Consider the following 26,117-nt stretch of genomic DNA (forward strand, 5'->3'; position numbering starts at 1 on the left):
CCGAAGCCGGAATCAACATGCCCAAAATGGACATTGGCACCAACGAGCAGACCGAAGAATGCTCCCTAAACAATCTGTAAATACTGTCTCAAATAGTTTGACACGCTCCGAACTGCGCGCGATATCCTGCAAAAGGTAATTCGCGCCAACAGCCGCTTAAGCGGCAAACAGAATGCAACACTACACTAGCGCAATTAAGCCGGCATGCCCCGTGCGCCTGTGGCTCCTCGTAGCGCGATCTGGGAAAATGCCAGGTGATTGCCGACGATAGAAGTTGGACAGGCCCGCTTCGCTGAAGTTCGCGCCCAGCGCCGTTCCGCTTACGTTCAGTCAGGATGTGCCGGGAATGAGGCCGAAGCGCGATGCTACTCGTCGTCGGTCGTAAAAGGAAACGCGCCGATGAAGATTGGGTCGTCCGCAATGGGGCGGGTCACCTGTGCAGGGTCATAAGCAAATTCGTACTGCAGAGCCACCCAGCGTGCCTGAAGACAGCCCTTTCCACCCGCAGCCCGCAGGACCTCATCCATGAACGATGTGGAGCAAGAAATATCTTTCAGCAGGGAATGCAACGGCACCTCGTCGAAATCGAAACTATTCGCTTCCTGATCGTCGAGGCGGTCATAGCCGACGCCGCAAAGCTCTTGCAGTATGTCGACGCGTGGTGCGTGCCGTGCGTCCGTCTTGCCCACCCAAACGGACACAAAGCCATCCCTTTCAAAGTCTTGGGTGTAAAAATCATCCTCGTCGGAGCGATCCGGTGTGGTCATTTTTTCTCGATATCGACAACGTCTCCAAGCTTTTCACCTGCATGCATGCCGATGAACGCGACGCAAGCGATTGCAGGGTACGACCCGTATTGTAGTCCGTTTGCCTGCGCACCCGCCATGCGCTTGCGCTTGTGCCCGTTCAGCGGCCGGCCTGGCGCCCCTGCTACAGTCAAACCGGACGGCCAACCGGGAGGACTGCCATGTTTGCTCGACTGACACATCGGATCTGCGCGCTTGTAGGCGCCGCGCTGGCGCTGCCGGCAACAGGCGCGGTGCGCTTCCTGGCCCTGGGCGACGCTGGCGAAGGCAATCTCGCCCAGTACGCCAACGGCAAGGCCATGGCGGCCTTGTGCGCGCGCAAGGGCTGCGATTTCGTGATCTATCTGGGCGATAATTTCTACGGGAAAGGCATCACCCGCCCGGATGATCCCCAGTTCCGGCAAAAGTTCGAATTGCCCTACGCCGGCCTCGACCTGCCGTTCTACGCCATGCTGGGCAACCACGACGATGGCGATCCGCCCCTCGATTACGGGAAGCCGCAGTTCCAGGTCGCCTGCACCTGGCGCTCGGCGCGCTGGAAAATGCCGCACCCGTTCTATCACGTCCAGAAAGACGAGGTGGCCCTGTTTGCGCTCGACACCACCGGCTACCTGCAGGGCGTCAGCACCGATACGCAGCGCGCCTGGCTGGCGCGCTGGCGATTTCCGGGGCCAGGTGGAAGATCGTGGCCGGCCGGATGCCTGCCGGCGCAATTGCTCCCTGGTAGCAGCAGCCCTCCCGGCAGCAGCGCTCCGGCCGATGGAAGACCTTAATACGATCGCTCGAGCAGGTCCCGGTTGAGGTAAAACGCCACGCCGACCAGCGCCGCAACGGCCGCGCCATGGGTCCAGATTGTGCCGTACCACAACGGATCGATGCGGTTGACATGCTCGGATAAATGGGAGGCGGCAAACCCCCACGGCCCGATGCGCGCCCAAAAATTCAGCGCGGGCACGAAGAAGAAATAGATTAGCGGCAAGATGAAGGCGATTACCCGGCCCGGCCAGTCGTGCCGGACAACAGCGTACGCGCTCGCCGCCAACGCGATCACGCCAACAGTGAACCAGACGCACGGCTCCATGCCAAGATGCATGGCTGCCGCAAGCGTGCTGAAACACTTCCACAGGATGCATAGAATGATGATGCTCAAGCCGATCAGGCTCCACGCCGCATCGCTTCCATCGGGCTTTCTGTTCATGCCGGATCCTTTCAGAAATAGAGAAAGGAAATTCTAATCCGCGCCGCCCGGCTGCAAAGCGGACACATCAGCGAATAGGAAAATTCCTACCACACCTGTTGGAAGGAAGGGCTTGCCGTCGCCGCAGGCGGCGCGTGGTCTCCGGCCGCCGCGCGCCAGGTATTGCGCCCGGCCTGCTTGGCCTGGTACAGCTGCATGTCGGCCTGCTGCAGCAGCGCGTCCGGATCGGGCAGGCCGCCGCTGAAGTAGGCCAGCCCGATGCTGGCCGAGACCGACACCGTGACCATGTCCAGCTCGAACGGCGCCTGCATCGCGCCAACGATCTTGGCCGCGATCGCTTGCGCGTCTTCCGGGCGCGCCAGCTTTTCCATGATGATGGTGAATTCGTCGCCGCCCAGGCGCGCCACCGTGTCGCTGGCGCGCAGGGTCTGCGCCAGGCGCGCCGAAAACGCCTTGAGCAGGGCGTCGCCCACATGGTGGCCGTGGGTGTCGTTGACCGGCTTGAAATGGTCGATGTCCATGTACATCAGCGCCATCAGGCGGCCGTCGTCGGCGCTCTCGCGCATGGCCAGGCTGAGTTTGTGCAAAAAGCCGGCGCGGTTGGCCAGCCCGGTCAGCGCGTCGACCTGGGCCAGCTTGAGCAGGCGCTTCTTCTCGCGCTTTTGCGAGGTGATGTCCTGGCGCATGACGTGAAAGCCGACCACCGTCACGCCATCCTCGCCCAGTTGGGGAATGTAGGTCACTTCCAGCGCGCGCTCGCTGCCTTCGTTCTCGTCGTGTTCTTCGAACACCAGGGTCTCGCCGCCGAGCGCGCGCAGGATGTACGGTTCGAGCGTGGCGAAGCGCTTTTCGCCGACCGTCTGGCGCACCGTCATGCCCGGCACCTGGCCGCCGCCGCGCCCGAACTCGCGCTCGTAGGCCAGGTTGTGGAAGCGGTACACCTGGTTGGCGTCGATGTAGGCCACCATGGCCGGCAAGGTGTCGGCGATGGTGCGCAGGCGCGCCTCGCTTTCGCGCAGCGCCATCTCGGCTTCGCGCAGGGTGGTGATGTCGTCGACGGTGCCCACGAAGCCTTCGATGCGCCCGCCGATGCGCACCGCCGCCACCTTGAGCGAGGCCCATACCAGGCTGCCGTCGGGATGCAGGCAGCGCACCACTTTCTTGAACGGCTCGGCGTTCCTGCGCTGGTGCCGGAAGATGATGTCGAGGCTGTTGCGCTCCTCGGCAAGCAGCGCGTCTTTCCAGCCGCTGCCCAGCGCCCGCTCGCGCGTCACGCCGGTGATCGTTTCGAACATGCGGTTGACGTAGGTGCAGTGGCCGCGCAGGTCGGCGCGGATCAGGCCGAGCGGCGAGGCGTTGGTGATCGCGGTCAGCTGCGCTTCGCTGTTGCGCAGGTTCTGGTCCTGTTCGTGGCGCCGCGTGACGTCTTCGGCGATGCATAAAATGTATTCGATGACGCCGTTGTTGTCGAACAGCGGCACCGACACCGTGTGCAGGTAGCGCAGTTCGCCGTCGGGCCGGCGCAGCGGCTTTTCGGGCAGGTCGACCGCCGCCGGACTGGCCAGCATGGCGCGGTCTTCTTCGGGACTGCACAGGGCGAAGTCCGGCGCGAAGGCGGCGCAGTCGGTCTGGCCGATCACATCGTCGGCGGCGTAGCCGGTGGCCGCTTCGGCCGCCTTGTTCCACACCACCATGGTGCCGAAGCTGGCCGGGCGCACGCTCTTGACGTAAATGAGCAGCGGCAGGTGTTCGATCAGCGACTGCAAGAAGCCGCGGTTGCCGCTGATTTCGAGTTCGGCCAGCTTGCGCGCGCTGATGTCGCGCCAGCTCACCGCCACGCCGGCCGGCAGCGGCACGATCTGATGGCGGATCCAGACCGGGCGCTCGCCCGGCGTGCGCAGTTCGACTTCTTCTTCCAGCGGGCGCGATTCGAGCAGCACCTGGGCGTAGCGCGCCAGGAACGGCGGGTCGACGTTGTGCGGCAGCAGCGGCAGGATGCCTTGCCCGGTGACGGCCGCCCGGGTGTGCCCGAGCAGGGCCGCGCCCTTGTCGTTGATGTCGGTGACGGTGAAGTCCACCACCTGGCCGTCGGCGTCGCGCTGCGCCTTGAGAAACATGACGCCATCGAGGCTGCCCTCGGCCGCCGCGCGCGAGGTGGCCTGGGCGTCGCGCGCGGCGCGCATGCTGGCGCGCAGGCGCGCGCTCTGGCGCATCAGCAGCGCCGTGACCAGGGCGATCGCCAGGGTCGCAGCCAGCGCGATGGCCAGGTAGCGGATGCGGTGGCGTTCGAATTTTTCCATCGCGGCGCGCTCGGTGATGCCGACCACCGCCACCAGCGCGTAGCGGTCCATGTCGCTGTAGCTGTAGATGCGCGCGATGCGGTCCGGCGGTGCGCTCGGCACCAGTTCATCCGACCCCTTGCTGTGCGCCCGGAAGCCAAGGCGTTCGCCCACGAACAGGTGCTCGCCGACGCGCCCGATGCTCAGTTGGGCATCGTGCGCCCACAGGAACAGGGCCGCTTCGTCGTCGACGTTGACGCGGTCGTAGTCGTCGACGAAATACAGCGGGTCGATCATGATCACGATGGCGCCGGCGAAGCGGCCGGCGCCATCGTTCAGGCGGCGCGCGATCTGGATCATCCATTTGCCGCTGCGCGGCTCCACCACCGGGGTGGAGAACTGGGGCGCGTCGCCGGCGCCGCGCGCGAGCGCCTCGAACCACGCCGCGCCGGAGGCGGCGCCGGCCTGGAAGCCGTTGGCGCTGTCGCGTAGCGCGCCATCGCGCCCGACCAGGGCCATCGGGAGGTTGAGCTTGGCTGGCAGCACGCTGTCGAGCAGGCCGTTGCGCCGGCTGAATTCGGCCAGGCGCAGGGCGCCCTCGGTTTCTTCGAACTTGAGCTTGAACAGCTGGGTTGCGTGGTCGCTCTGGCGCAGGATGTGGCTGACGTGCTCCGACAGCACGCGCGCCAGCGCCTGGCTGGCCAGGACCGCGTCGTGATGGGCGGCGGCGCGCTCGACCCCCATCTGGTGAAACAGGGTGATCCACATGGACGCCATCAGCGCCAGCGCGAAGCAGGGGAGCAGCAAGACCCGGAACAGGCGCCTGGCTGAGCGGCGAAATGCGCTGGCGGAAGGAATAGGCGTCCCCCTGATAATTGAGTAGCATCATAAGACTTGGCGCGGCTGCAAGTGCATGACATGCGGCCGCACGCTAACTTACATTCTGCGCGCAAATACCGGTGATGTGGTCGGCGCACGCGAAAAAATCTTGGGTGCAAGAACATAGCGTGGCGTTTCGTTACTAAATGCTCTACGCTACGTTGCGATGTACCGACAAGACGCGCGCTCATGGCACGCCCCTTGCGCTAGATCAAACGGATGGTGTCGGAGTTCTTTACACTGGTTTCTCCGGGCTGATGCAAAAGTTCATAAAGAACAACTCCAAGCCTGCCTGAACGCACGACTCCAGCCAGGCTCCCGGGCGCTTGCAGCGTCCCGGTCTTGCGTATGCGGGCATCTTCTGAGGAGAACGAATGTTAACGGCGACATATACCCTGGTTGCACTGTCTGTCGAGCAAGCGAATATCCGCAAGCAAGTGCAGACTTTGCAAAAATTGCTACACTCGGCCTTCGCGCACCAGAATGCGCTGGCCGCCGGGCAGGTTGGCGCCGCATGCGAGATGGTCAAACGCCTGTACGAAAATTGCCACTGGCGCAAAATCGACATGTTTTTGGCGCCCGCCATCCGCAAGGCCAGCCCCGCCGCCGAGCGGCTGCTGCTCGACCTGGAAGAACTGGGCCGGGCCGCCGACGCCGTCGGCGTGCTGGTGGTGCGCCTTGGTGTCACCGCGCTCGACACGTATGCCAGCGTGGCCCAGTTCTGCGCCGCGCTCGACGCCTTTTGCAGCGCCACGCTCAAACGCCTCGAACGCGAGGAAAAGGAACTGTTCCCGGTGGCGCGGGCCGTGATTTCCGGCGAGGCGTGGTTTTCCATCGCCAACGAAATGCTGGTGCATGATGCGTACGAGCAAGACCGCAAGCCCGCGCGCTCGGCCATCGGCACGGCCGGCTACGAGTACGAGCGTGAAGTCGCCCGCACCGACCACGGCGGGCGGCGCCGCCTCGCCACCCATCTGGCCCACTGACGGCGGGCCGCTTCGCCCGCGCCGGAGCGCTCCGGGCCGGCGCCAGCCAACCCGGTGGCCGACGCTACCCGCGGTATCGGGCAGGAATACTCTAGCCGATCGCGTGCTTTCCGCGCCATTCTTGCTATCATGGTGGTTTTGAATGGTTGATCTCACGTCATGTTCGAATTCCTTTTCAAGCGTCCGGCCGACAAGTCCGACACCCCTGCCGGGAAGTCCGCGCAGGCGAGCCCGAATCCGGCGCCGCAGCCCTCGCAGACCAGCGTACTGCGTGCCCAGCAGGCCGAAAAGGTAGCCGCGCTGGCCGGCGATGAAGCGGCCGCCGTCGACTTCATCCTGCACTCCGATTTTTCCGAGCTGCGCCTGGCCGCCGCCGAGCACGTCCATACAGCGGTCCAGCTCGAAAAAGTCCACGCCGCCATGCGCAACACCGACCGCCGTGTCGCCAAGCTCATGCAGTCGCGCCTGGACGCGTTGCGCCACCACCAGGCCGAGCTTGGGCGTGGCCAGGCCTGTATCGACCAGGCCGAGGCCCTGCTCAAGGACGACAAACTCTCGCCCAACCAGGTTGCCGAGCTGGACCGCCGCTGGTCGGTGATCGCCGCCCCGGAACTGGCCGAGCAGTTCAACGCCATCCGCACCCGGCTGGCCCAGCGCCTCGAAGCGCAGGTGACCTTGCAGCGCGCCATGATCGACAGCCTCACCGCTTTGCGCGCCCTCGGCGCTGGCGGCCTGCGCGCCGCCGACCTGGCCGAACGGCTCGACGCCATGGCGCAGGCCCAGGCCGCCGCCCTGGCCGCGCCGGAACACGCCTCGCTGCCGCGCAGCCTGACCAACGAATTCGCTTCCGAGCACGCGCGCCTGGCTGCGTCGCTCGGCGCGCTGGAGCAGGGCCAGTCGGCCGTGATCGCGCGCGAAACCGCGCTGGCCGAATGGCGCGCCACGCCGCCCGGCGCGTTCAACCAGGAACAACTCAAGAAAGCCTGGCAGCAGTTGCCGCCGGCCGCGCCGGCCGAAGCGGCCGACCTGCAGCAGCGCTTCGAGGAGCTGCTTGCCCTGGTGCCGGCGCCGCTCGCCGCGCCGGGCAAGCCGGCCAGGGAGCCGCGCAAAAGCGCCCCCGCGCAAGCGCCCGACCAGCACTTCCTCGACGCGCTCGACGCCATGGAAGCGGCCTTGCAGCAAGGCTCGCTCGGCAGCGCGGCCGAGATGGACAAGATCCTCAAGGACAGCAAGGGTACGCGCCTCACGCCGGCCCTGTCGGAGCGCCTGGCGCACGCGCGCGGCGAACTCAAGCGCCTGTCGGACTGGGCGCGCTGGGGTGGCAACGTCTCGCGCGAAGAGCTGATCAAGGCGGTCGAGCAGCTGAGCACGCAAAAACTGGCGATGAGCGAACTGGCCAAGAAGGTCGGCAGCATGCGCGAACGCTGGAAGGCGCTCGACACCTTGTCGGGCGCCGCCCCCAAGAGCCTGTGGGAGCGCTTTGACGCCGCCTGCAGCGCCGCCTACGCGCCGGCCGCCGCCCACTTCAAGCACCTGGCCGACGAGCGCCACACCAACGCGGCCAAGGCGCAAGAGCTGATCGCCGAAGCGGCGCAAGAAACCGCCAAGCTGGCCGAAGGCGAGGGCGTCGACTGGAAGCACATGGCCGCCACCGTGCAGCGCATGCGCCTGGCGTGGAGCCACCTGGGCGCGATCGACCGCAAGGAAAAGAAGCGCCTCGACCACGAATTCACCGACGCGCTCAACACCTTGCAGGCGCCGCTGGAACAGCAGCGCAAGAACGAAGTGGCCGAACGCGAAGCCATGATCGCCCAGGTGGCCGCGCTCGACGCCCATGACCGCCATGCGCTCGACACCCTGCGCGCCTTGCAGGAACGCTGGCAGGAACACGCCCGGGCGCTGCCGCTCGAACGCAAGTCCGAGCAGGCCCTGTGGCAGAAATTCCGCGCCGCCTGCGACGCTGTCTTCGCGCGCCGGAAAGAAAGCGCCAACGCCGCCGACGCCGAACGGCGCAGCCACCAGGAAGCCAAGGACGCCATCAGCGCGCGCCTCGAACACGCTGCCGGCGAGCCGGACGCCGCCGCCCACGCCGCCAGGCTGCTGCGCGAAGCGGCGGCCGAATGGAACGCCATCGGCGCCGTCCCGCGCGCCAACGAAGCGAAGGTTGACAAGCGCTACCACGCCGCCATCGCCGCGCTGCAGCACCATGTCGACGCCGCCAAGCGCGACGCCAGCCGCGCCCAGGCCAGCGCGCTGCGCGACAAGCTGCGCCTGTGCCAGGAACTCGAAGCGGCGGTTGCCGGCGGCAGCGAGCAGGCCGACAGCTGCGACTGGGCCGCGCGCTGGAGCGCCTTGCCGGCGCTCGACGCCAACTACGAACGCACGCTCAAGGCGCGATTCGATGCGGCGCTGGCGGCCTTGGCGGCGAGCGGCGACGGCCGTGCCGCCTTTGCCGCGCTGCTCGAGAAAAACCGCGCACCGCTGCTGCACGAAATCCTGCGCCTCGAAATCGCCGCCGGCATCGACAGCGGCAGCGAATTTGCGCGCGAGCGCCTCAAACTCCAGGTCGAGACCTTGCAATCGTCGCTCAAGTCCGGGCAAAAGCCGGGCAACCAGGCAGCCCAGTTCCTGCAGCTGTGCGCCATGGCGGCGCTGGTCGACGAGCGCACCGCCTCGCGCATCGAGCACCTGTTCACGCGCATTGCCAGGGACGACAAATCGAAGGCCGGCAAATGATGGCGGTGCGGGTCCAGGCCGCCGACTTCGACCTGAGCACCGAAATGGCGGCCCTGCGCGCGCAGGATGCGCGCATCGGTGCGGTGGTCAGCTTTGTCGGCACCGTGCGCGACATGAACGACGGCGCCAGCGTGGCCGCGATGGAGCTCGAACACTATCCGGGCATGACCGAACAGGCGCTGGAAAAGATCGTGGCGCAGGCCTTTGATCGCTGGCCCTTGTACGGTGCGCTGGTGGTACACCGGGTCGGGCCGCTCGCGCCGCTCGACCAGATCGTGCTGGTGGCGTGCAGCGCCGCGCACCGCGGCGAAGCGTTTGCCGCCTGCGAATTCATCATCGATTACCTCAAGACCGACGCCCCGTTCTGGAAGAAGGAACAAACCCCGGACGGCGCGCGCTGGGTCGACGCGCGCGTGAGCGACGACGCCGCGCTGGCCAGGTGGGCCGCCGGGTGAACTTTGTCGCCGTCGGCGTGGGAGCCGCGCTCGGCGCGTGGCTGCGCTGGGGACTGGCATTGTGGATGGGCGCCTGGCACCCGAAGCTGCAACTCGGCACCCTGGCCGTGAACCTGGCGGGCGGCTACCTGATCGGGGTGGCGCTGGGCTTTTTTGGTGCGCATCCGCAGTTGCCGCCCGAATGGCGCCTGTTCGCGGTGACCGGTTTCCTGGGCGGGCTGACCACGTTTTCCACTTTTTCAGGCGAGGCGATGGTGCTGCTCGAACGCGGCGACTATGGCTGGGCGCTGGCGCATGCGTCCCTGCACCTGGCCGGATCCGTTACCTGCTGTATCGCCGGCCATGCCAGCTGGCGCGCTTTGTCCACGTGATGTCAAACCAAGGAGAATTGAATGTCCAAGCAACTGCCGCAACGTCCTACCGGGGCCTTTATCGGCGCATCGTGGGCAGCCCTGTTCGTCGGCGCCGGCACCTTCCTCGTCGGGCTGTGGAATTCGGCCATGCAGCTCAATGAGCGCGGTTACTACTTTACCTTGCTGATGTACGGGCTGTTTGCCGCCGTGTCGCTGCAAAAATCGGTGCGCGACCGCCTCGAAGGCGTGAAGGTGACCGGCATTTACTTCGCGCTGTGCTGGGTGTCCTTGCTGCTGTCGGTGCTGCTGTTGACGGTGGGCCTGTGGAATGCCACGCTGGCGCCGAGCGAAAAGGGGTTTTATGCGATGTCTTTCGTCCTGAGCCTGTTCGCGGCGGTGGCGGTGCAAAAGAACGTGCGCGATGTCGCGCTGTCGCAGGATGCGAACGTCTATGTCGATTCGGGCAAGGAATAAGCCTGCAAGCATGTTCCAGTGGCCGGGCCATCGCGGCCCGGCCACTGCGCCATCGGTTGCCGCGTCACTCCTGCGGGAACTTCATCGCCTTCCTCACCGCCAGGCAGCGCCGCTCGTTTTCATGCTGTTCGCGCAGCGCGCGCATGGTCCCTTCCGATAATCCCTTGAACTCCTTGCCGGCCCTGGCCAGGCGCGCCACGCTGGCGGGCGTGCAATCCTTCGGAATCATGGTCGCGGCCCAGGCGCGCATGTAGACCGGGCCGGCGGCCTTGTCCAGCGCCGCCAGCTGGCGCAGGCGCTCGGCCGCGCTCATTTCGCTCAGCGCGCGCTGCCCGGGCGGATACAGGTTTTCCATCGCCGTGCGCACGCGCGCGAACGGCAGCGTGGTTTTCAAGTCCATGATCGTGGCCAGCCACTGCTGCTTGACGGCGGGGTCGGGCCGGATCACGGTGGCGCGCAGCGCCGCCGCCTGGCCGGCATCGGAATTGTCGCGCGCCTGTTCGGCCGCGATGAGCGCCGCGCCGCCGGCGTGACCGGCGCGGCTGAGCGCTTCGATGATCTTCCAGCGCAGGTCCTGGTCGAGCGGCACGCCACCGAGCACCGTCTCGCCATGGAGGATCGACAGCAGCCGTTCTTGCGCTTGCACGGTGGTGGCCGCGTCCAGGTAGGCGTCCATCCATTGGTGCGTGAAGTTGGCGTTGCCCTTGCTCGCTTCGACTCCGCGCCACATCATCGCTTCGAGCGCGGCGGTGGTCTTTTGCGCGTAGCGCGGCGGCGCGTGCATCGCATCGATGTAGTGCTTGGCTTTCGCCACCTTGGTCAGCACGTCGCCCAGCAGCTTGTAGTCGGTTTCGAGCGGGGCGTTGGCCAGCGCGGTCTGGATGAATCTGTCCAGCGGCAGTTCGCCATCGCGCACGCCATCCCACAGGCTTTGCCACATCATCGCGCGCAGCAGCGGTTCGTCGATGGCGCCCAGGTGCGCGCTGGCGGAGGCGAACGAGCGCTGGTCCAGCTTGACCTTGACATAGCCCCAGTCCTGGTAGTTCGGATACACCAGGTCGGGGCAGGCGCTGCCCACCAGTTCAGGCACGCCGGTGGCGGCGCCCTTGTACGTGACGGCCACGGTCTTGCCGCGCGCGAGCGTGCCGCCATCGAGCACGAAGGTGGCGACCTGCACGCGTTGCTCGCGCAGGGTCGGCAGCGCGGGCGGGGCGCTTTGGCGCAGGGTGAAGCTGGCCACTTTGCCGGCCTGGCAGCGGTAGTCGGCCGCCAGCGTGTTCACGCCGGCCTTGTACAGCCATTGCCGGGTCCACGGCGTGAGATCGCGCCCGGCGGCGTCGCCCAGGCTGCCGATGAAGTCGTCCAGCTGCGCGTTCTTGTACTGGTACTTGACCAGGTAGTTATGCACGCCCTTGCGGAACACTTCTTCGCCCAGCAGGTGGCGCAGTTGCTTGAGGGTGGACGCGCCTTTCGAATAGGTGATCGCATCGATGTTATCGAACGCATTGGCGCTCGACGCCACCGGCACCTCGATCGGGTGCGTGGCCGGGCTCTGGTCCTGCACGTAGGCTTGCTGCTTGCCTTCGGCGTAGAAGGTTTGCCAGGCGCCGGTGAATTCGGTCGATTCGGCCGTCGCCATGGTGGCCATGAAGGAGGCGAAGCTTTCGTTGAGCCACAGGCCGTTCCACCATGTCATGGTCACCAGGTCGCCGAACCACTGGTGCGCCATTTCGTGCAGGATGACTTCGGCCAGGCTTTCGCGCTGGGCCTCGGTCATGGCCGCCTTGTACAGGAAGCCGTTTTCGGCGAAGGTGACCGCCGCCGCGTTTTCCATCGCGCCGTACAGGAAGTCCGGCACCATCAGCTGGTCGTATTTTTCGAACTGGTAGGGGACGCCGAAGTAATTGTCGAAGTAGGCCAGGCCCTGTTTGGTGTACTTGAACCAGTCGGCGGGCGACACCTGGGCGGCCACCGACTGGCGCGCGAACAGGCGCATCGGATACGGGCCGCTGTTGTCTTCCCAGCCCTTGTACGGGCCGGCGTGCATCGAAAAATTGTAGGCCGACAGTTGCCTGGTGGCCGGGAAGGTCCAGCGCCGCGTGGCGCCGCGCTCTTCGATGGCGCTTTCGCGCTTGGTCGAGACCACCTGCCAGTCGGCCGGCGCGGTGACCGTCAGCTGGTAGGTCGCCTTCAGGTCGGGCTGGTCGAACAGGGCGAACATCTGGCTCGCCGCCGCCGGCTCGAAGTGCGAGTAGGTGTAGACCTTGCCGTCGACCGGATCGAGCATGCGGTGCAGGCCTTCGCCATTGGTGCTGTGCGCGCGCTGGTAGGCGACCGTGATGCTGTTGCGTCCCGCCTTCAGGTCGCGCGCGGCGATCGTGAGGTAGGCCTGGTTGTACTGCGGCGCGCGCGCCACGCCGTTGACGGTGAGGCTGGCGATGGTGGCCTTGTCCAGGTCCACCCGGATCGGCGCGCGCGTGTCCGCCAGGTCGAACTGCAAGGTACTGGACCCGTCGAAGTTCTCTTTGCCGCTCAGCGTAAAGTCGAGCACATAGGCCACGTTGGCGATGCGCTGGGAGCGCGCCGTGGCGTCGGCCTGGGTCAGTGCGTCGGCGCGCGCGGGCGGCGCTGGTGGCGCCCCCGCGCAGGCGGCGCTGGCCAGGAGGAGGGCGCCCACGGCGCTGAAGCGGGAAAGAGACGAAGCAGACAAGGCGGCAGTCCAATAAAAGTTTCAACGATGCAAGAATATCATGGGAAACGCCTTGGCCGTGAAGGGGCGTCTTGAAAAACCCGTCCGCGGCCCAATCTTTCAATCAAGTTAATCGCACTTTTACGTGGAGCTCGACCATGCGCCAAGACAAAATGACCACCAAACTGCAGGAAGCGCTGTCCGATGCGCAAAGCCTTGCGGTGGGCAATGACAACCAGTATATCGAACCGGTCCACCTGCTGTCGGCCCTGTTGAGCCAGGATGACGGGGCCGCGCGCTCGCTGTTGCAGCGCGCCGGCGTGAACGTGGGCAGCCTGACCACGGCCCTGCGCAGTTCGCTGGAGCGCCTGCCGAAGGTGTCCGGCAATGGCGGCCAGGTGCAGGCCGGGCGCGAGTTCGTCGGCGTCCTCAATCTGGCCGACAAGGAAGCGCAAAAACGCGGCGACCAGTTCCTCTCGAGCGAGATGGTGTTGCTGGCGCTGACCGAAGACAAGTCCGACGCCGGCACCCTGGCGCGCGAAAACGGCTTGACCCGCAAAGCGCTCGAGACGGCGGTCCAGGCCGTGCGCGGCGGCGAAGGCGTGAAATCGGCCGACGCCGAAGGGCAGCGCGAATCGCTCAAAAAATACACGCTCGACCTGACCGAGCGCGCCCGCCTGGGCAAACTCGATCCGGTGATCGGGCGCGATGACGAAATCCGGCGCGCGATCCAGGTGCTGCAACGGCGCACCAAGAACAACCCGGTGCTGATCGGCGAGCCTGGCGTGGGCAAGACCGCCATCGTCGAAGGCCTGGCCCAGCGCATCATCAACGGCGAGGTGCCCGATTCGCTCAAGGGCAAGCGCGTGCTCTCGCTCGACATGGCGGCCCTGCTGGCCGGCGCCAAGTTCCGTGGCGAGTTCGAGGAGCGCCTCAAGTCGGTGCTCAAGGAACTGGCGCAGGATGAAGGCCAGACCATCGTCTTCATCGACGAGATGCACACCATGGTCGGCGCCGGCAAGGCCGAAGGCGCCATGGATGCGGGCAATATGCTCAAGCCGGCCCTGGCGCGCGGCGAACTCCATTGCGTCGGCGCCACCACCCTCGACGAGTACCGCAAGTACATCGAGAAGGACGCCGCGCTCGAGCGCCGCTTCCAGAAGATCCTGGTGGACGAGCCGAGCGTGGAGGCGACCATCGCCATCCTGCGCGGCCTGCAGGACAAATACGAGCTGCATCACAAGGTCGAGATTACCGACGCCGCCATCATCGCGGCGGCCGAACTGTCGCACCGTTACATCACCGACCGCTTCCTGCCCGACAAGGCGATCGACCTGATCGACGAAGCGGCGTCGAAAATCAAGATCGAGATCGATTCCAAGCCGGAGGTGATGGACAAGCTGGAACGGCGCATCATCCAGCTCAAGATCGAACGCGAAGCGGTCAAGAAGGAAAAGGACGAAGCCTCGCGCAAGCGCCTCGACCTGATCGGCGACGAAATCGCGCGCCTGGAACGCGAGTACAACGACTTCGAAGAAATCCTCAAGTCCGAAAAGGCGATCGTGCAGGGCACCACGCACATCAAGGAAGAAATCGAGCGCGTGCGCCTGCAGATGGAAGAAGCGACCAGGAGCAGCAACTGGCAGAAGGTGTCGGAACTCCAGTACGGCAAGCTGCCCGAACTCGAAGCGCAACTCAAGCACGCCGAAGCCGACACCAGCAAGGCCGCCGAAGGCGCCAAGCCGAAGCTGCTGCGCACCCAGGTCGGGGCCGAAGAAATCGCCGAAGTGGTCTCGCGCGCGACCGGCATTCCGGTGTCGCGCATGATGCAGGGCGAGCGCGACAAGCTGCTGCACATCGAAGAGAAGCTGCACGAGCGCGTGGTGGGGCAGGACGAGGCGATCGTCGCCGTGTCCGACGCGATCCGGCGTTCGCGCGCGGGCCTGTCGGACCCGAACCGCCCGTACGGCTCCTTCATGTTCCTCGGCCCCACCGGCGTCGGCAAGACCGAGTTGTGCAAGGCGCTGGCCGGCTTCTTGTTCGATACCGAGGAATCGATGATCCGCATCGACATGAGCGAATTCATGGAGAAGCATTCGGTGGCCCGCCTGATCGGCGCGCCGCCGGGCTATGTGGGCTACGACGAAGGCGGCTACCTGACCGAGGCGGTGCGGCGCAAACCGTACAGCGTGATCCTGCTCGATGAAGTCGAGAAGGCGCACAGCGATGTCTTCAACGTGCTGCTGCAGGTGCTCGACGACGGCCGCATGACGGACGGCCAGGGGCGCACGGTGGACTTCAAGAACACGGTGATCGTGATGACCTCGAACCTCGGTTCGCACAAGATCCAGTCGATGGACAGCGACGATCCGGGCGTGGTCAAGCTGGCGGTGATGGCCGAGGTGCGCTCGCACTTCCGGCCGGAGTTCATCAACCGGATCGACGAGATCGTGGTGTTCCATGCCCTCGACGAGAAGAATATCGGCGCCATCGCCAAGATCCAGCTCAAGCACCTGGAACAGCGCCTGGCGAAGATGGAGATGACGCTCGACGTGTCGGAAGAGGCCTTGCAGAAGATCGCGGAGGCCGGCTACGACCCGGTGTATGGCGCGCGCCCGCTCAAGCGCGCCATCCAGCAGCAGATCGAAAATCCGCTCTCGAAGCTGATCCTGTCGGGACGCTTCGGACCCAAGGACACCATTCCGGTGCGGGTCAAGGGCGGTAGCTTGAGCTTCGAGTAGTCGGTTTAGCGCGGGCAGGATCTAATTAATGATTTTGCCCCTAAACTTCGCTCCGTCATTCCCGCCTGCGCGGGAATGACGGAGCTTAGGTTAGCGACATTCTGCCTGCGTCAGTTGGTTCAACGCTTGCGGCGCACGCCGACCAGGCCGGCCAGGCCAAGCATGAAGAGCGCAATCGCGCCCGGCTCGGGAACCACGTTCCAGCCGATCACGTCAAAATACTGCACGTCCAGCGGCGACAGGCCGAGCTTTTCGCCACGGCCGGCGGTCGGGTCGAGCAAGCCCAGATGCAGGTCGTCCTGCCAATGGCTCGCTTGCTGGCCATCGCCGTAGGTCGAGCCGGTGGAGAAGGTCGCCAGGGTGGTCTGGCATTTATCGAGCGAGAAGAACTTGGTGCGCGTGTCGGCCGACCAGTCCAGGTCCGCCGCTTTCTTTTTGCTGTGCGCCGAGCAGCGATACAGGTCGCCCGGGGCGATGTAGCTGAACTCCGAGTCGGCATAGTCGCCGTCGCGGTTGTAGTCGAGCACGTCGACGCCGCTGATGAAGCCGAGCGCGTGGCCGATTTCGTGCGCGGCCACGCCGATGAAGTCGTAGGCCTTGCCGTCGACGCCATTGTCCGGATCGAAGTCCCAGTCGAACAGGCTGCTGAAATTGATCTCGCCGTCGGAGACGTCGTCCTTGGCGCCGGCCAGGCCGACCGCGCGCGCGTTGGCGCGGGTCATGCGGATGCTGTTGTTGTTGTCGTCGCAGTTATCGTCCAGGAAGGGCGTGGCGCTGCCGATGCCCGACGGGTTGGTGCCGGTGCCGTTCATGATCACATTCAGGCAACTGGCGGTCGACAGGTTCGACACGGCTTTCTTGTCGCTGATGCTCCAGGAATCCTTGGCGAGCGCGTTGCGGTAGGCGTCGTAGCTGAACAGTTCCTGGGTCGAGCCGGTCGAGCCGAGCACGCCCGGTTCAAGTGCCATGAAGCCGATGTTCAGGTTGACCTGCACCTTATCCTGCAACACATTGGTCCAGCGCGCGGCGGCCGCCTGGAAGCCGGCCAGCGCCAGCGGATCCATGCCAGGGGCCGGGGTGAAGTTGATGACGAGCGCCTGGGCGGAGCCGGCGTAAGCGCACAGCAGGGCCGGCGCGATCTTCAGTAGATGTTTGAGGGTTTTCATTTCCGCTTTTCAAGGTGTCGCTGATTGGAATCAGACTATGATTATATTTTTAACCATGCTTGGTGCAATGTGGCATTGCCCGCATGGCTCACTCGTCAAAGCGTATTTTTAAAGCAAGTTTCGCGCCTGAAACTTAAGCCTTTGTTACTAAACAGTAAATTTTGAACGAGGGCGGATTTGACAGTTGCAGTGTAAAGATATCCGACAGCGCCGGCGTGGGTGCGCGTAGGCTGGCTGGAAAGAAAAAACCGCCATGCCTGCGTGTGCAGGGATGGCGGCCAGTGTAGCGGGCAGCGGACGGCGTGCGCGTCAGGCGCGGCCTTCACGCATGAAGCGCTCGATGTGATCGAGCATGACGGCGTCCGAATACGGCTTGCCGAGCAGGACATCGACACCGGCTTCGGCGGCCTTGAGCTGGTAGGTTTCTTCGGCGCTGATCATGATCACGGGAATGTGCGCCGTCAGCGGATTCTGGCGCAGGTGCCTGGTCAGCTCGAAGCCATTCATGCCGGGCATTTCGACGTCGGTGATGAGCACGTCGGGCATGCGTTCGGCGATCTGCTTCATTGCGTCGAGGCCGTCTTCCGCCATCGCTACCTGGAACTGATTGTTGACCAGCAAGCGGTTGGTTTTCACCCGGACCACTTTGGAATCGTCGGCGATCATGACGACGGTGTCGGTGGCGACCTTGGCCTGGTGGACGCGGGCGGGAGCCGCCACCGGGGCCGCGACAACGGGGGCGCTGTCCGCAACCGCCACGCGTGCCGCCGCTTCGGCGGCGACGCGCGCCGCTTGTTCCGCAGCGATACGTTCGGCTTCGGCGCGTGCCGCTTGTTCCGCAGCGATACGTTCGGCTTCGGCGCGTGCCGCTTGTTCGGCCGCGACACGTCCAGCTTCCACACGCGCAGCTTCTTGCGCCGCAAGGCGTTCGGCGTCAAGCCGGGCGGCCTGTTCGGCGGCAAGGCGTTCGGCTTCCAGCCGGGCGGCCGCTTCAGCGGCGGCACGTTCCGCTTCCGCTTGCGCGGCGGCGACGCGTGCGGCTTCTTCCGCAGCTGCCTGTTCGGCCTGCAGGCGTGCAGCCTCGGCTTCGGCGCGCCGTTGTTCTTCCACGCGCGCCGCTTCTTGCGCAGCGATGCGGTCCGCTTCGATCCGCTCGGCTTCGGCCGCCGCCAGGCGCTCGGCTTCGCGCCGCGCCGCCTCGTCGGCAGCGATGCGGTCCGCTTCGCGCTGGGCCGCTTCGATGGCGGCGATGCGCTCCGCTTCCTGCTGCGCGGCCAGTTCATCGGCAAGACGCTTCGCTTCGGCCTGCGCCGCTTGCTGGTCGGCGATGCGCTGCGCTTCCAGCTGCGCTGCCTGCTCGTCGGCCAGGCGCTTCGCTGCCAGTTGGGCGGCCTGCTCATCGGCCAGGCGCGCCGCTTCCAGTTGCGCCGCTTGCTCTTCGGCGATGCGCTTCGCTTCGGCTTGCGCGGCTTGCTCATCGGCCAGACGCGCCGCTTCCAGCTGCTCTGCCTGCTCGTCGGCCAGGCGCTGCGCATCTTGCCGCGCAGCTTGCTCTGCGGCCAGACGTTCCTCTTCCATGCGGGCAATATTGATCGCGGCGATGCGTTCCGCTTCCACGCGAACGGCTGCGTCGAAGGCCATGCGCGCCGCTTCGACCCGCGCCGCTTCCTCGGCCGCAAGGCGTTCTTCTTCCACGCGCGCCGCTTCCACGGCGGCCAGGCGTTCGGCTTCCAGGCGCTCGGCCTCGGCAAGCGCCAGGCGTTCGGCTTCCAGCCGCGCCGCTTCCTCGGCGGCGGCGACCCGTTCGGCTTCGCGGCGGGCCGCCTCGCGCACCTCTTCCAGGCGCGCTTCTTCGGCGGCAGCGAGGCGCTCTTCTTCCAGGCGCGCTTGTTCCAGCGCCAACAGGCGGTTCTGTTCGTCCTGGGCGCGCGCTTCGGCGATCAGGCGGGCCTCTTCGACCCGCCCCGCTTCCTCGGCGGCTTCCTTCTCGGCCTGGAGGCGCGCGAAGCTCTTTGTTTGCTCGTTTGCATCGAGCATGCTCGGTTCATCGCGTTGCTGGAGCGCCTTGATCTCGCGCTCGCGCAACTTGTAGATCACTACGCGGTACGCTACGTAGAGTAACAAAATGATCAAAACGCCTATGCCGACATTGGTTTCGTAACTTGAAGTAAACACGCGAACAGCTCTCCGTCGTTACCTTTTTTCAAGGCAATTGGTTAATAAAAGGCGATCTTGGTTGTAGGCAATAATGATACACCGGCGCGGGGGAGAACACGATGGATGGTTGTGGGCAATTCACGTCGGCTTGCGTGAGGACCGGCCGCAAGCGATTGAGAAAAGTGAAGATTTGGTATCGTATCATGCTACTTTATTGGTATTCCTGAGCTGCCTTGGCAGGAAAGGGCAGATCCCGACACTATTTTTGCGCTGCACAAAAAAGCCGGCGCATGCCGGCTTTACCACACACGCGGCCGCTTACACGGTCGGCGGATCGGTTTCGCGCTCGAAAGTGCGGTGCCGCGCCAGCGCCAGCTTGAACTGGGCCAGCGCCAGCGTGGCGAGGGCGGCGTCGAGCCTGACGATGCCGGGGTCGTCGCAGCCGTCCGGCAGCAGCAGGGGAATGGCGGCGCTGGCGAGCAGGTCGGTGCCGTTGCCGAGGACCAGGATCGGCTTGCCGTGGCGGTATTGCTCGCGCACAAAGTCGAGCGCGCGCGCGTCGCGCGCCAGTGCGAGGACGGCATCGTCGCCGCCGCTCGCGACCATCGCGTCGTACACCACCGAGGGCGTGACGTCGAAGGTGGTTTCGACGTGCAGCGGCTGGCCGTCCTGCGAGCTGAGCTGTCCCAGCTGCTGGCCCACCAGGCGCGGCACGGCGCCCGCTTCCAGCAAGGCCGTATAGACCGCGCGCACCGTCGCCCCGTCGGCGCCCGGCGCGACCAGGATGGCGACCTGGCGCGTGCGGATGCCGGTCACGCCCGGCCGGCTGAGCAGGGACAGGGCGGGCGAGGGCGGGTAGGCCGGCAGCGGCAAGCTGGTGGCCAGCGGCAGCGGCGGCGGCACCGCGATGCCGAGGCCGCATGCGACGGCGTGCGCCAGGGTCGGGTCCACATTGACCAGCCCGGCCACCATGCGGACCCGGATCGCCAGCGTTTCCACGCGCGTCAGTTCGAAACGGAAGGCGTCGATGATGTGGGCTTTCTCGGGCGCGCTCTGGCTGATCCAGAACAGGCGCGCTTGCGAATAGTGGTCGGCGAACAGTTCCGGTTTGCCGCGCACTTTGTTGCCGATGACGGGCTCGTGTACGCTGACGAAACCGGCGCGGCCCACCTGGAACGGGCAACCGCCGGCCAGCGAGTTGGGCTCGTAGTTGACCCGGCCGCGGTGGATGGCTTGCCGGTGGAAACCCTCGCGCTGGTTGTTATGCACCTCGGCCAGCGGCGCGTTGATGGGGATTTCATGGAAATTGGGACCGCCCAGGCGCGTGATCTGGGTATCCGGATAGGAATGGTTGCGGCCCTGCAAGATTGGATCGTTGGTGAAATCGATGCCGGGTACAATGTGCTGCGTGCAAAAAGCCACTTGTTCGGTCTCGGCAAAGAAATTGTCCGGGTTGCGGTTCAGGACCAATTTGCCGACCGGGAACACCGGGATCAGTTCTTCAGGAATCAGCTTGGTCGGATCGAGGATGTCGAAGGGGAAGCTGTCGGCCTGCGCTTCGGTGAACACTTGCAGGCCCAGCTCGTACTCGGGGAAGTTGCCCGCTTCGATGGCTTGCCACAGGTCGCGCCGGTGGAAGTCGGTGTCGAGCCCGCGCAGCTTGAACGCTTCGTCCCACACCAGCGAGTGGGTGCCTTGCAGCGGGGTCCAGTGGAACTTGCACAGGCGTACATCGCCGCTCGCGTTGATCAGCTTGAAGGTGTGTACGCCGAAACCTTGCATCATGCGGTAGCTGCGCGGAATGGCGCGGTCGGACATGAGCCACATCAGCATGTGGGTGATTTCGGGGCTGAGCGAGGCGAAGTCCCAGAAGCTGTCGTGCGCGCTGGACGCCTGCGGCATGCCGTGGTGCGGCTCCGGCTTGAGCGCGTGGGCGACGTCGGGAAACTTCATCGGGTCCTGGATGAAGAATACCGGGATATTGTTGGCGACCAGGTCCCAGTTGCCTTCGTCCGTGTAGAACTTGACCGCAAAGCCGCGCACGTCGCGCGCCGTGTCGGGCGAGCCGCGCTCGCCGGTGGCGGTGGAAAAGCGCACGAACGCCGGGGTGCGCTTGCCGGCGTAGGCGAAAGGGGCGGCGCGGGTCAACTGGCCCAGGTCCTGGTAGGATTCGAAGTAACCGTGGGCGGCCGAACCGCGCGCATGCACGACGCGCTCCGGGATGCGCTCATGGTCGAAATGCGTGATTTTTTCGCGCATGACGAAGTCTTCCAGCGCGATCGGTCCGCGCAAGCCGATCTTGAGCGAATCCTGGTTGCTGGCAACAGGAATGCCCTGGTTGGTGGTCAGGCGTTGTTCGGTATCGTCGGCGCGCACGCGGTCCAGCGAACTGTTGAGCGCGTTGGCGCCCAGGTGCGCAGTGCCATCCCCGACCTTGGGCGAGGCGATGTGTTCGGTGCCGGTGCTGGCCGTGGCCAGCGGGGTCGACACCGCATAGGCTTCGCCGGTATGCGGCGTCAATGCCTGGTCGCCATATTCGAGCGGCTTGGTGGCGTTGAAGGGCCGCTCGTCGGCCAGGTCGGCTACGCCGCCGGCTTTCTCCAACAGGCGCTCGGCGATCGGATTAGTGCTGCCCAGGCTGCCGGGCAAGGTCGGGTCCGAGGGACCCGCGACAGTACTGAGAACGGAACCTGCGCCGTCGGTGGACGGTCCGCTTTTTTTACGTGTGACCATTGATTACCTCTTAGAAAGAGTGGGGCCGGCGCCCCTGGCTTGTCGAGTTTGCATCGCTCAGGTGCCGCGTACTTGATCACGGACAGGCGATGCGGCGCGGGAGATCAGGGCGCCGCCAGCGCCACCCTGCGGTGGACGAACAATATGGAGAAGTTGCATGGAAACTTTGTCAGATACCTGCCGCGCCTTGCTCGAACGCAGCAAGCGTTTCGGGCCGCTATATGGCGACCGGCTCGCCAATCACTAGCCGATGACGCTCATCGCGCTCGATCGCATGGGCGCGCCGGCGGACAGCATGGCGCGCGCTTTCGACGCCAACGCGCGCCAGTTGCGGGCGCGTGACGCCGACCTCAGCCCGGTCACGCACGCCCCCGACTGGCTGGGCCAGGGCCGCAATGGCGGCGGGCTGGAGCGGTATTTCCAGGCGTGCGCAGGGCGCGACGGGCCGGGCGCCGTACTGCGCGACTGGGTGCCGCGCCTGTTGCCGGGCGTGTCGGCGTCGGCTTTTCATTGCCTGATCCGGCTGGCGTACGCGATCGACGCCGGCGAGCATGACGAGCTCTGCGCCGCGCTGGCGTACTGGGTCATGGAATACGCGAGCCTGGACTTGCCGCCGGACACGGTCGACGCCACGCCGGCCGCGATCGCCGCGCGCCTGGCGCTGGCGGTGGCCGGCCATGCGCCGTGGGACGGCATCATCATCGACCGCATGCGGCAGGCTGCGCGCCATCCTGGCGTGACCGGGACGCCGATCCAGCCATCGGGATTGGACCTGCGCCAGGTGGCGCAGTTCGCGCTCGGCGCCTATCATGCGCGCGAGGATTTCACGCTCTTGCATACCGTTACGGCATGCCATGCATTCCGGCTGCTGCTGCCGTATGCCGGCGAGCCGCGCCGGGCCTTGCGCTACCTGTGGGAGGCGGTCGTGGTCGCCACCTTGACGGTCGAGCCCGAGGTCACTGCCGAGCCTGCCGTCGCCTCGGAGATTGACTGGCATGCCTGCATGGCGCAAGCTGCGCGGGCTACCGATGCGCACGTCGTCAAGCTGTGCTGGTCGGCGTATTGCGAGCACCTGGCCTACGGCGATGCGCGCTATCTCGCGATTGCCGCGCGCAAGCTGGCCGGGCAATGACCAGAAAGGACCATGTGAAACTGAATCACCTGCTGTTGATGCTGGCGCTGACGGGAAGCCCTGGTACCTGCCTGGCGCAACAAGACCGTCTCCCTGTCGCGCCGGCGTCGGGAACCCTCGATCTGTCGGAGGCGTTCGGACCCGGCCAGCTCGATGTGGCATTCGCCGCGCCGGGGGCCACGCCCTGCGTCGCCAGCGTCACGCTGCGGCTCGGCGCGCGCGTGACCACGCTGCCGGCCTGCCTCGTCGAACGCTTGCCATCGCGCCAGATGGCGCAGATCAGCGCCGCACAAGCCTGGAACCATGAGGAAAGCGGTCCGTCCAGGCTCAGCCTCACCTTTGTCGCTCCCGAGGCAGTCGCGGCGAGCCGGCGCGCGGACCCGGTCGTCATGTTGTTCGATGTGCGCACGGCCAAGCTGGCCGACATCCACACCTTCACCATCGATGGCGAGGAACGAAGTCGCCGTTACGTCAGCCTGGACATCGCGGCGATCTGCCCGCCGCAGGACCTGGACGCGGTGTTCGACCCGGCGGCCAGGATCCATCTGCGCAAGCTCTCCAAGCAATGAACAGAAAGAACCACATGAAACTGCACCAACTGCTGTTGCTGGGCGCATTGATGGGAAGCAGCGGCGCCTGCCTCGCTCACGTCGATGTCATCGTTGAGTTTTCTCCAGATGGAATGATGGACACGATTCCGGCCAAGTACGGGCCGGCCCGGATGAACGTGGTCTTCGCCGCGCCAGGGGCGGAACAAGCGGTCGGCAGCGTGATCCTGCAGCTCGGTGGGCACGTGACGACGCTGCCGCGCTGCATCGTGGCGCTGCTGCCGTCACGCCAGATGGCGCAGGTGAGCGCCAGCGCGTCCTGGTACCACGACGAAAGCGTGCTGCCGTATTACCTCAGCCTTCGCTTTGCCGCGCCCGCGGCCATGACTGTCAAGCCGGGGACGCATGTCGGCATCCTAGTCAACTTGCGCACAGCGAAAATCATCAATATCAACAAGGTCATCACCGGTCCCGCCGAGGGAGAACAACGTTCTGTCGGCATGGGACTGTTGCAACGGTGTTCAGCACAGGAACTTGACGCGGTGTTTGATCCGATGCACCGGCTCAACGCGCGATGATGTCGCCCACCAGGTCGCCCTTGAGCGCCATGGTCGAGCGGCCATCCTCGCCCGGCAGGAACACGCCGCGCCCGTTCGCGTAGAGAAGATGCAAGCTCAAGCGGCGCTGTCGCCGGCGAAAAATGCCGATGGCGAGCTGCCGAAGGTCTTTTTGAACATCGCCGAAAACGCCGACTGGCTGGCGTAACCGAGCTCCCCGGCCACCTGCGAGAGCGGCATGCCGCGCGCGATCAGCGGCGCCGCGTGGGCCAGGCGCACTTGCTGGCGCCAGTGGCCGAAGCGCATGCCCAGTTCGCTTTCGAACAAGCGGGTCAGGGTGCGCTCGGAGGCGCCGACCCGGGCCGCCCACTGGCTCAGGGTCAGCTGGGAGGCGGGGTCGTCGATCAGGGCCGCGCACAGGGCGCCAAGGCGCTTGTCCTGCGGCAGCGGCACGCGCATCGGCCGCGTGGCCGCGCCGGGCAACTCGTCGAGGATCAGTTCGGCCAGCAGCGTTTCGCGCGGACCGGCGCCGGTCTCGCCGAGCGCCACGATCAGCTCGCGCAACAGCGCCGACACGGCCAGCACGCGGCACTCATCGCCTTCGAACGGGGCGCGCGCGGCCAGGATGCCGAGCGGGCGCAGGCGCGCATCTTCGAGCACATGGACCGAGTGGATCACCTCCGGCGCCACCCAGATCGCGCGCAGCGGCGGCAGGATCCAGCTTGCGCCGGGCGTGGTCACGCGCAGCACCCCGGACAGGGCGAAGGTCACCTGACCCCAGGCATGCCGGTGCGGATCGAGCGACTGGGTGATGTCGAGGTCGCGGGCGAGGGCGCGTACCGGCCGCGCCGGGGTCGGCGCCAGATCAGGAGCTTGCCAGCGGGTATGGGTGAGGATGGTCAGGGACACGGTCGGCTCGGGATGCATTTGGCGGAATTGCGACAAAGTATGGCTTCCTGTCTCAAAACTGTCGATGGCTTTTTGCTTACACTGACATCTGCTCAACTAAGGATGCTTTATGAATACACCCACCCTGCGCGACGATGCGCGCGTCATCGGCCTGGTCAGCCTGGCGCACGGCGTATCGCACTTCTATCACTTGATCCTGGCGGCCTTGTTCCCGTGGCTCAAGCCCGCCTTCGCGCTGTCGTATGCCCAGCTGGGGCTGTTGATGACCTTGTTCTTCGTGGTCTCCGGCATCGGCCAGGCCCTGTCCGGCTTCGTGGTGGACAAGGTCGGCGCGCGCCGCGTGCTGTTTTGCGGGCTGGCGCTGCTCGGCACGGCGGCCCTGGTGCTGGCGGGCGCGCACAGCTATGTGATGCTGGCGGCCGGGTCGATGCTGGCCGGCCTGGGCAACGCCGTGTTCCATCCGGCCGACTACACCTTGCTGAACCAGCGCGTGAGCCGGGCCCGCATCGCCCACGCCTTTTCGCTGCACGGCATCAGCGGCAACCTGGGCTGGGCGGCCGCGCCGGCGTTTTTGGCCGGCATCGCCGCGCTGGCCGGCTGGCGCATCGCCCTGTTGTCGGCCGCCGCCATTCCCTTCGCCACCTTGGCGCTGCTGTTCTTCCAGCGCGCCCACCTGCGCGCCGACCCGGCCCCGGTGCAAGCGGCCGGCACGGCGCAGGACGGCTCGTTCGCCTTCATGAAGCTGCCGGCGGTGTGGATGAGCTTCGGCTTCTTTTTCCTGACCGCCATTGCGCTGGGCGGGATCCAGAGTTTTTCGTCGGCCAGCCTGGTGGCGCTGTACGGCATTTCGCTGGCCTCGGCCACCACCGCCTACACCGCCTACATGCTCGCGTCCGCCGCCGGCATGGTGCTGGGCGGCTTTCTGGCGACGCGCGCCAAGCGCCACGAGCGCACCATCGCGTTCTCGTTCGTCTGCGCCGCGCTGATGGCGCTGCTGGTGGGCGCGGCCGTGGTGCCGGGCTGGATGGCGGTGGTGCTGATGGGCGGGATCGGCCTGGCCGCCGGCGTCGCCGGTCCCTCGCGCGACCTGCTCATTCGCGCCGCGGCGCCGAAAAATGCGACCGGCCGCGTCTTCGGCATCGTGTACTCGGGCCTCGACAGCGGCCTGGCGCTCGGTCCGCTTCTGTTCGGCGCCATGATGGACCGGGGCCATCCGGCCTGGGTGTTCGGCTGCATCGCCCTGTTCCAGGTGCTGGCGATCGGCACCGCCCTGACCGTGGGCGGGAGCAGCCGGGCGCCGGCGCTCAAGCAAGCCTGAG

The 26,117-nt window shown here is 65.9% G+C and carries 19 protein-coding genes; 11 read left to right on the plus strand and 8 right to left on the minus strand.

The features are described 5' to 3' along the window. Positions 1-365 precede the first annotated feature (365 nt). Entirely contained in the window at positions 366-767 is a 402-nt protein-coding gene (locus F1735_RS15285) for a hypothetical protein (RefSeq protein ID WP_167237738.1), read from the minus strand. A 200-nt stretch (positions 768-967) separates the two neighbouring features. Here F1735_RS15285 and F1735_RS15290 point away from each other — a divergent pair, with 200 nt between their 5' ends. After that, positions 968-1,579: a metallophosphoesterase gene (locus F1735_RS15290; RefSeq protein ID WP_167237739.1), complete on the plus strand. Its 612-nt coding sequence runs from the start codon at positions 968-970 to the stop codon at positions 1,577-1,579. Here F1735_RS15290 and F1735_RS15295 read toward each other — a convergent pair. After that, positions 1,576-2,004, minus strand: a complete 429-nt coding sequence (locus F1735_RS15295) for a hypothetical protein (protein WP_167237740.1) — start codon at positions 2,002-2,004, stop codon at positions 1,576-1,578. The genes F1735_RS15290 and F1735_RS15295 overlap by 4 nt on opposite strands. Before the next feature lie 86 nt (positions 2,005-2,090). Beyond that, on the minus strand, positions 2,091-5,090 hold the full coding sequence (locus tag F1735_RS15300; RefSeq protein ID WP_229505798.1) for a PAS domain S-box protein: 3,000 nt from the start codon (positions 5,088-5,090) through the stop codon (positions 2,091-2,093). 446 nt (positions 5,091-5,536) lie between these two features. Between F1735_RS15300 and F1735_RS15305 the strand changes: the two genes are divergently transcribed. The 5 genes from F1735_RS15305 (at position 5,537) to yiaA (ending at position 10,166) form a co-directional block, all read left to right on the plus strand. Beyond that, positions 5,537-6,148, plus strand: a complete 612-nt coding sequence (locus tag F1735_RS15305) for a hypothetical protein (RefSeq protein ID WP_167237741.1) — start codon at positions 5,537-5,539, stop codon at positions 6,146-6,148. A 159-nt stretch (positions 6,149-6,307) separates the two neighbouring features. Further along, entirely contained in the window at positions 6,308-8,884 is a 2,577-nt protein-coding gene (locus tag F1735_RS15310) for a DUF349 domain-containing protein (RefSeq protein ID WP_167237742.1), read from the plus strand. Beyond that, positions 8,881-9,339, plus strand: a complete 459-nt coding sequence (moaE, locus tag F1735_RS15315; protein WP_167237743.1) for a molybdopterin synthase catalytic subunit MoaE — start codon at positions 8,881-8,883, stop codon at positions 9,337-9,339. Before F1735_RS15310 ends, moaE begins: the two co-directional genes overlap by 4 nt. After that, entirely contained in the window at positions 9,336-9,710 is a 375-nt protein-coding gene (crcB, locus tag F1735_RS15320; protein WP_167237744.1) for a fluoride efflux transporter CrcB, read from the plus strand. The genes moaE and crcB overlap by 4 nt, the downstream gene beginning before the upstream one ends. Positions 9,711-9,731: 21 nt before the next feature. Continuing rightward, on the plus strand, positions 9,732-10,166 hold the full coding sequence (gene yiaA, locus F1735_RS15325) for an inner membrane protein YiaA (RefSeq protein ID WP_167237745.1): 435 nt from the start codon (positions 9,732-9,734) through the stop codon (positions 10,164-10,166). A 64-nt stretch (positions 10,167-10,230) separates the two neighbouring features. Here the strand turns inward: yiaA and pepN are convergent, their stop codons facing one another. Further along, positions 10,231-12,843 carry an aminopeptidase N gene (pepN, locus tag F1735_RS15330; protein ID WP_373888531.1) on the minus strand — a complete coding sequence of 871 codons (2,613 nt, stop codon included), beginning with the start codon at positions 12,841-12,843 and terminating at the stop codon, positions 10,231-10,233. 170 nt (positions 12,844-13,013) lie between these two features. On the opposite strand from pepN, the gene clpB reads away from it, so the two are divergent. After that, complete coding sequence (gene clpB / locus F1735_RS15335) at positions 13,014-15,596, plus strand: ATP-dependent chaperone ClpB (protein WP_167237747.1); 2,583 nt, start codon at positions 13,014-13,016, stop codon at positions 15,594-15,596. Between the two features lie 119 nt (positions 15,597-15,715). On the opposite strand, the gene F1735_RS15340 is transcribed toward clpB, so the two are convergent. From F1735_RS15340 to F1735_RS15350, 3 genes are all read right to left on the minus strand, one after another. Continuing rightward, a complete protein-coding gene (locus tag F1735_RS15340; RefSeq protein ID WP_167237748.1) occupies positions 15,716-16,762 on the minus strand; it encodes an NF038122 family metalloprotease in 1,047 nt (348 codons plus the stop codon). A 309-nt stretch (positions 16,763-17,071) separates the two neighbouring features. Continuing rightward, complete coding sequence (locus F1735_RS38240; RefSeq protein ID WP_373888532.1) at positions 17,072-17,428, minus strand: response regulator; 357 nt, start codon at positions 17,426-17,428, stop codon at positions 17,072-17,074. Positions 17,429-19,237: 1,809 nt separating this feature from the next. Further along, positions 19,238-21,652, minus strand: a complete 2,415-nt coding sequence (locus F1735_RS15350; protein WP_167237750.1) for a catalase — start codon at positions 21,650-21,652, stop codon at positions 19,238-19,240. A gap of 250 nt (positions 21,653-21,902) precedes the next feature. Here F1735_RS15350 and F1735_RS15355 point away from each other — a divergent pair, with 250 nt between their 5' ends. The 3 genes from F1735_RS15355 to F1735_RS15365 are packed head-to-tail and all read left to right on the plus strand — an operon-like array spanning position 21,903 to position 23,910. Beyond that, entirely contained in the window at positions 21,903-22,784 is an 882-nt protein-coding gene (locus F1735_RS15355; RefSeq protein WP_167237751.1) for a questin oxidase family protein, read from the plus strand. A gap of 14 nt (positions 22,785-22,798) precedes the next feature. Further along, complete coding sequence (locus F1735_RS15360; RefSeq protein WP_167237752.1) at positions 22,799-23,353, plus strand: hypothetical protein; 555 nt, start codon at positions 22,799-22,801, stop codon at positions 23,351-23,353. Positions 23,354-23,367: 14 nt separating this feature from the next. After that, the gene (locus F1735_RS15365; RefSeq protein ID WP_167237753.1) at positions 23,368-23,910 is read left to right on the plus strand and encodes a hypothetical protein; all 543 of its coding nucleotides are present in this window, start codon (positions 23,368-23,370) and stop codon (positions 23,908-23,910) included. A gap of 96 nt (positions 23,911-24,006) precedes the next feature. Here the strand turns inward: F1735_RS15365 and F1735_RS15370 are convergent, their stop codons facing one another. Further along, complete coding sequence (locus F1735_RS15370) at positions 24,007-24,834, minus strand: AraC family transcriptional regulator (RefSeq protein WP_229505799.1); 828 nt, start codon at positions 24,832-24,834, stop codon at positions 24,007-24,009. A 73-nt stretch (positions 24,835-24,907) separates the two neighbouring features. On the opposite strand from F1735_RS15370, the gene F1735_RS15375 reads away from it, so the two are divergent. Further along, positions 24,908-26,116, plus strand: coding sequence for an MFS transporter (locus F1735_RS15375; RefSeq protein ID WP_167237754.1), 1,209 nt, complete (start codon positions 24,908-24,910; stop codon positions 26,114-26,116). Position 26,117: the final 1 nt, after the last annotated feature.

This window comes from Massilia genomosp. 1, from assembly GCF_011682185.1.
GTDB classification, from domain to species: Bacteria; Pseudomonadota; Gammaproteobacteria; order Burkholderiales; family Burkholderiaceae_D; genus Telluria_A; species Telluria_A rubra.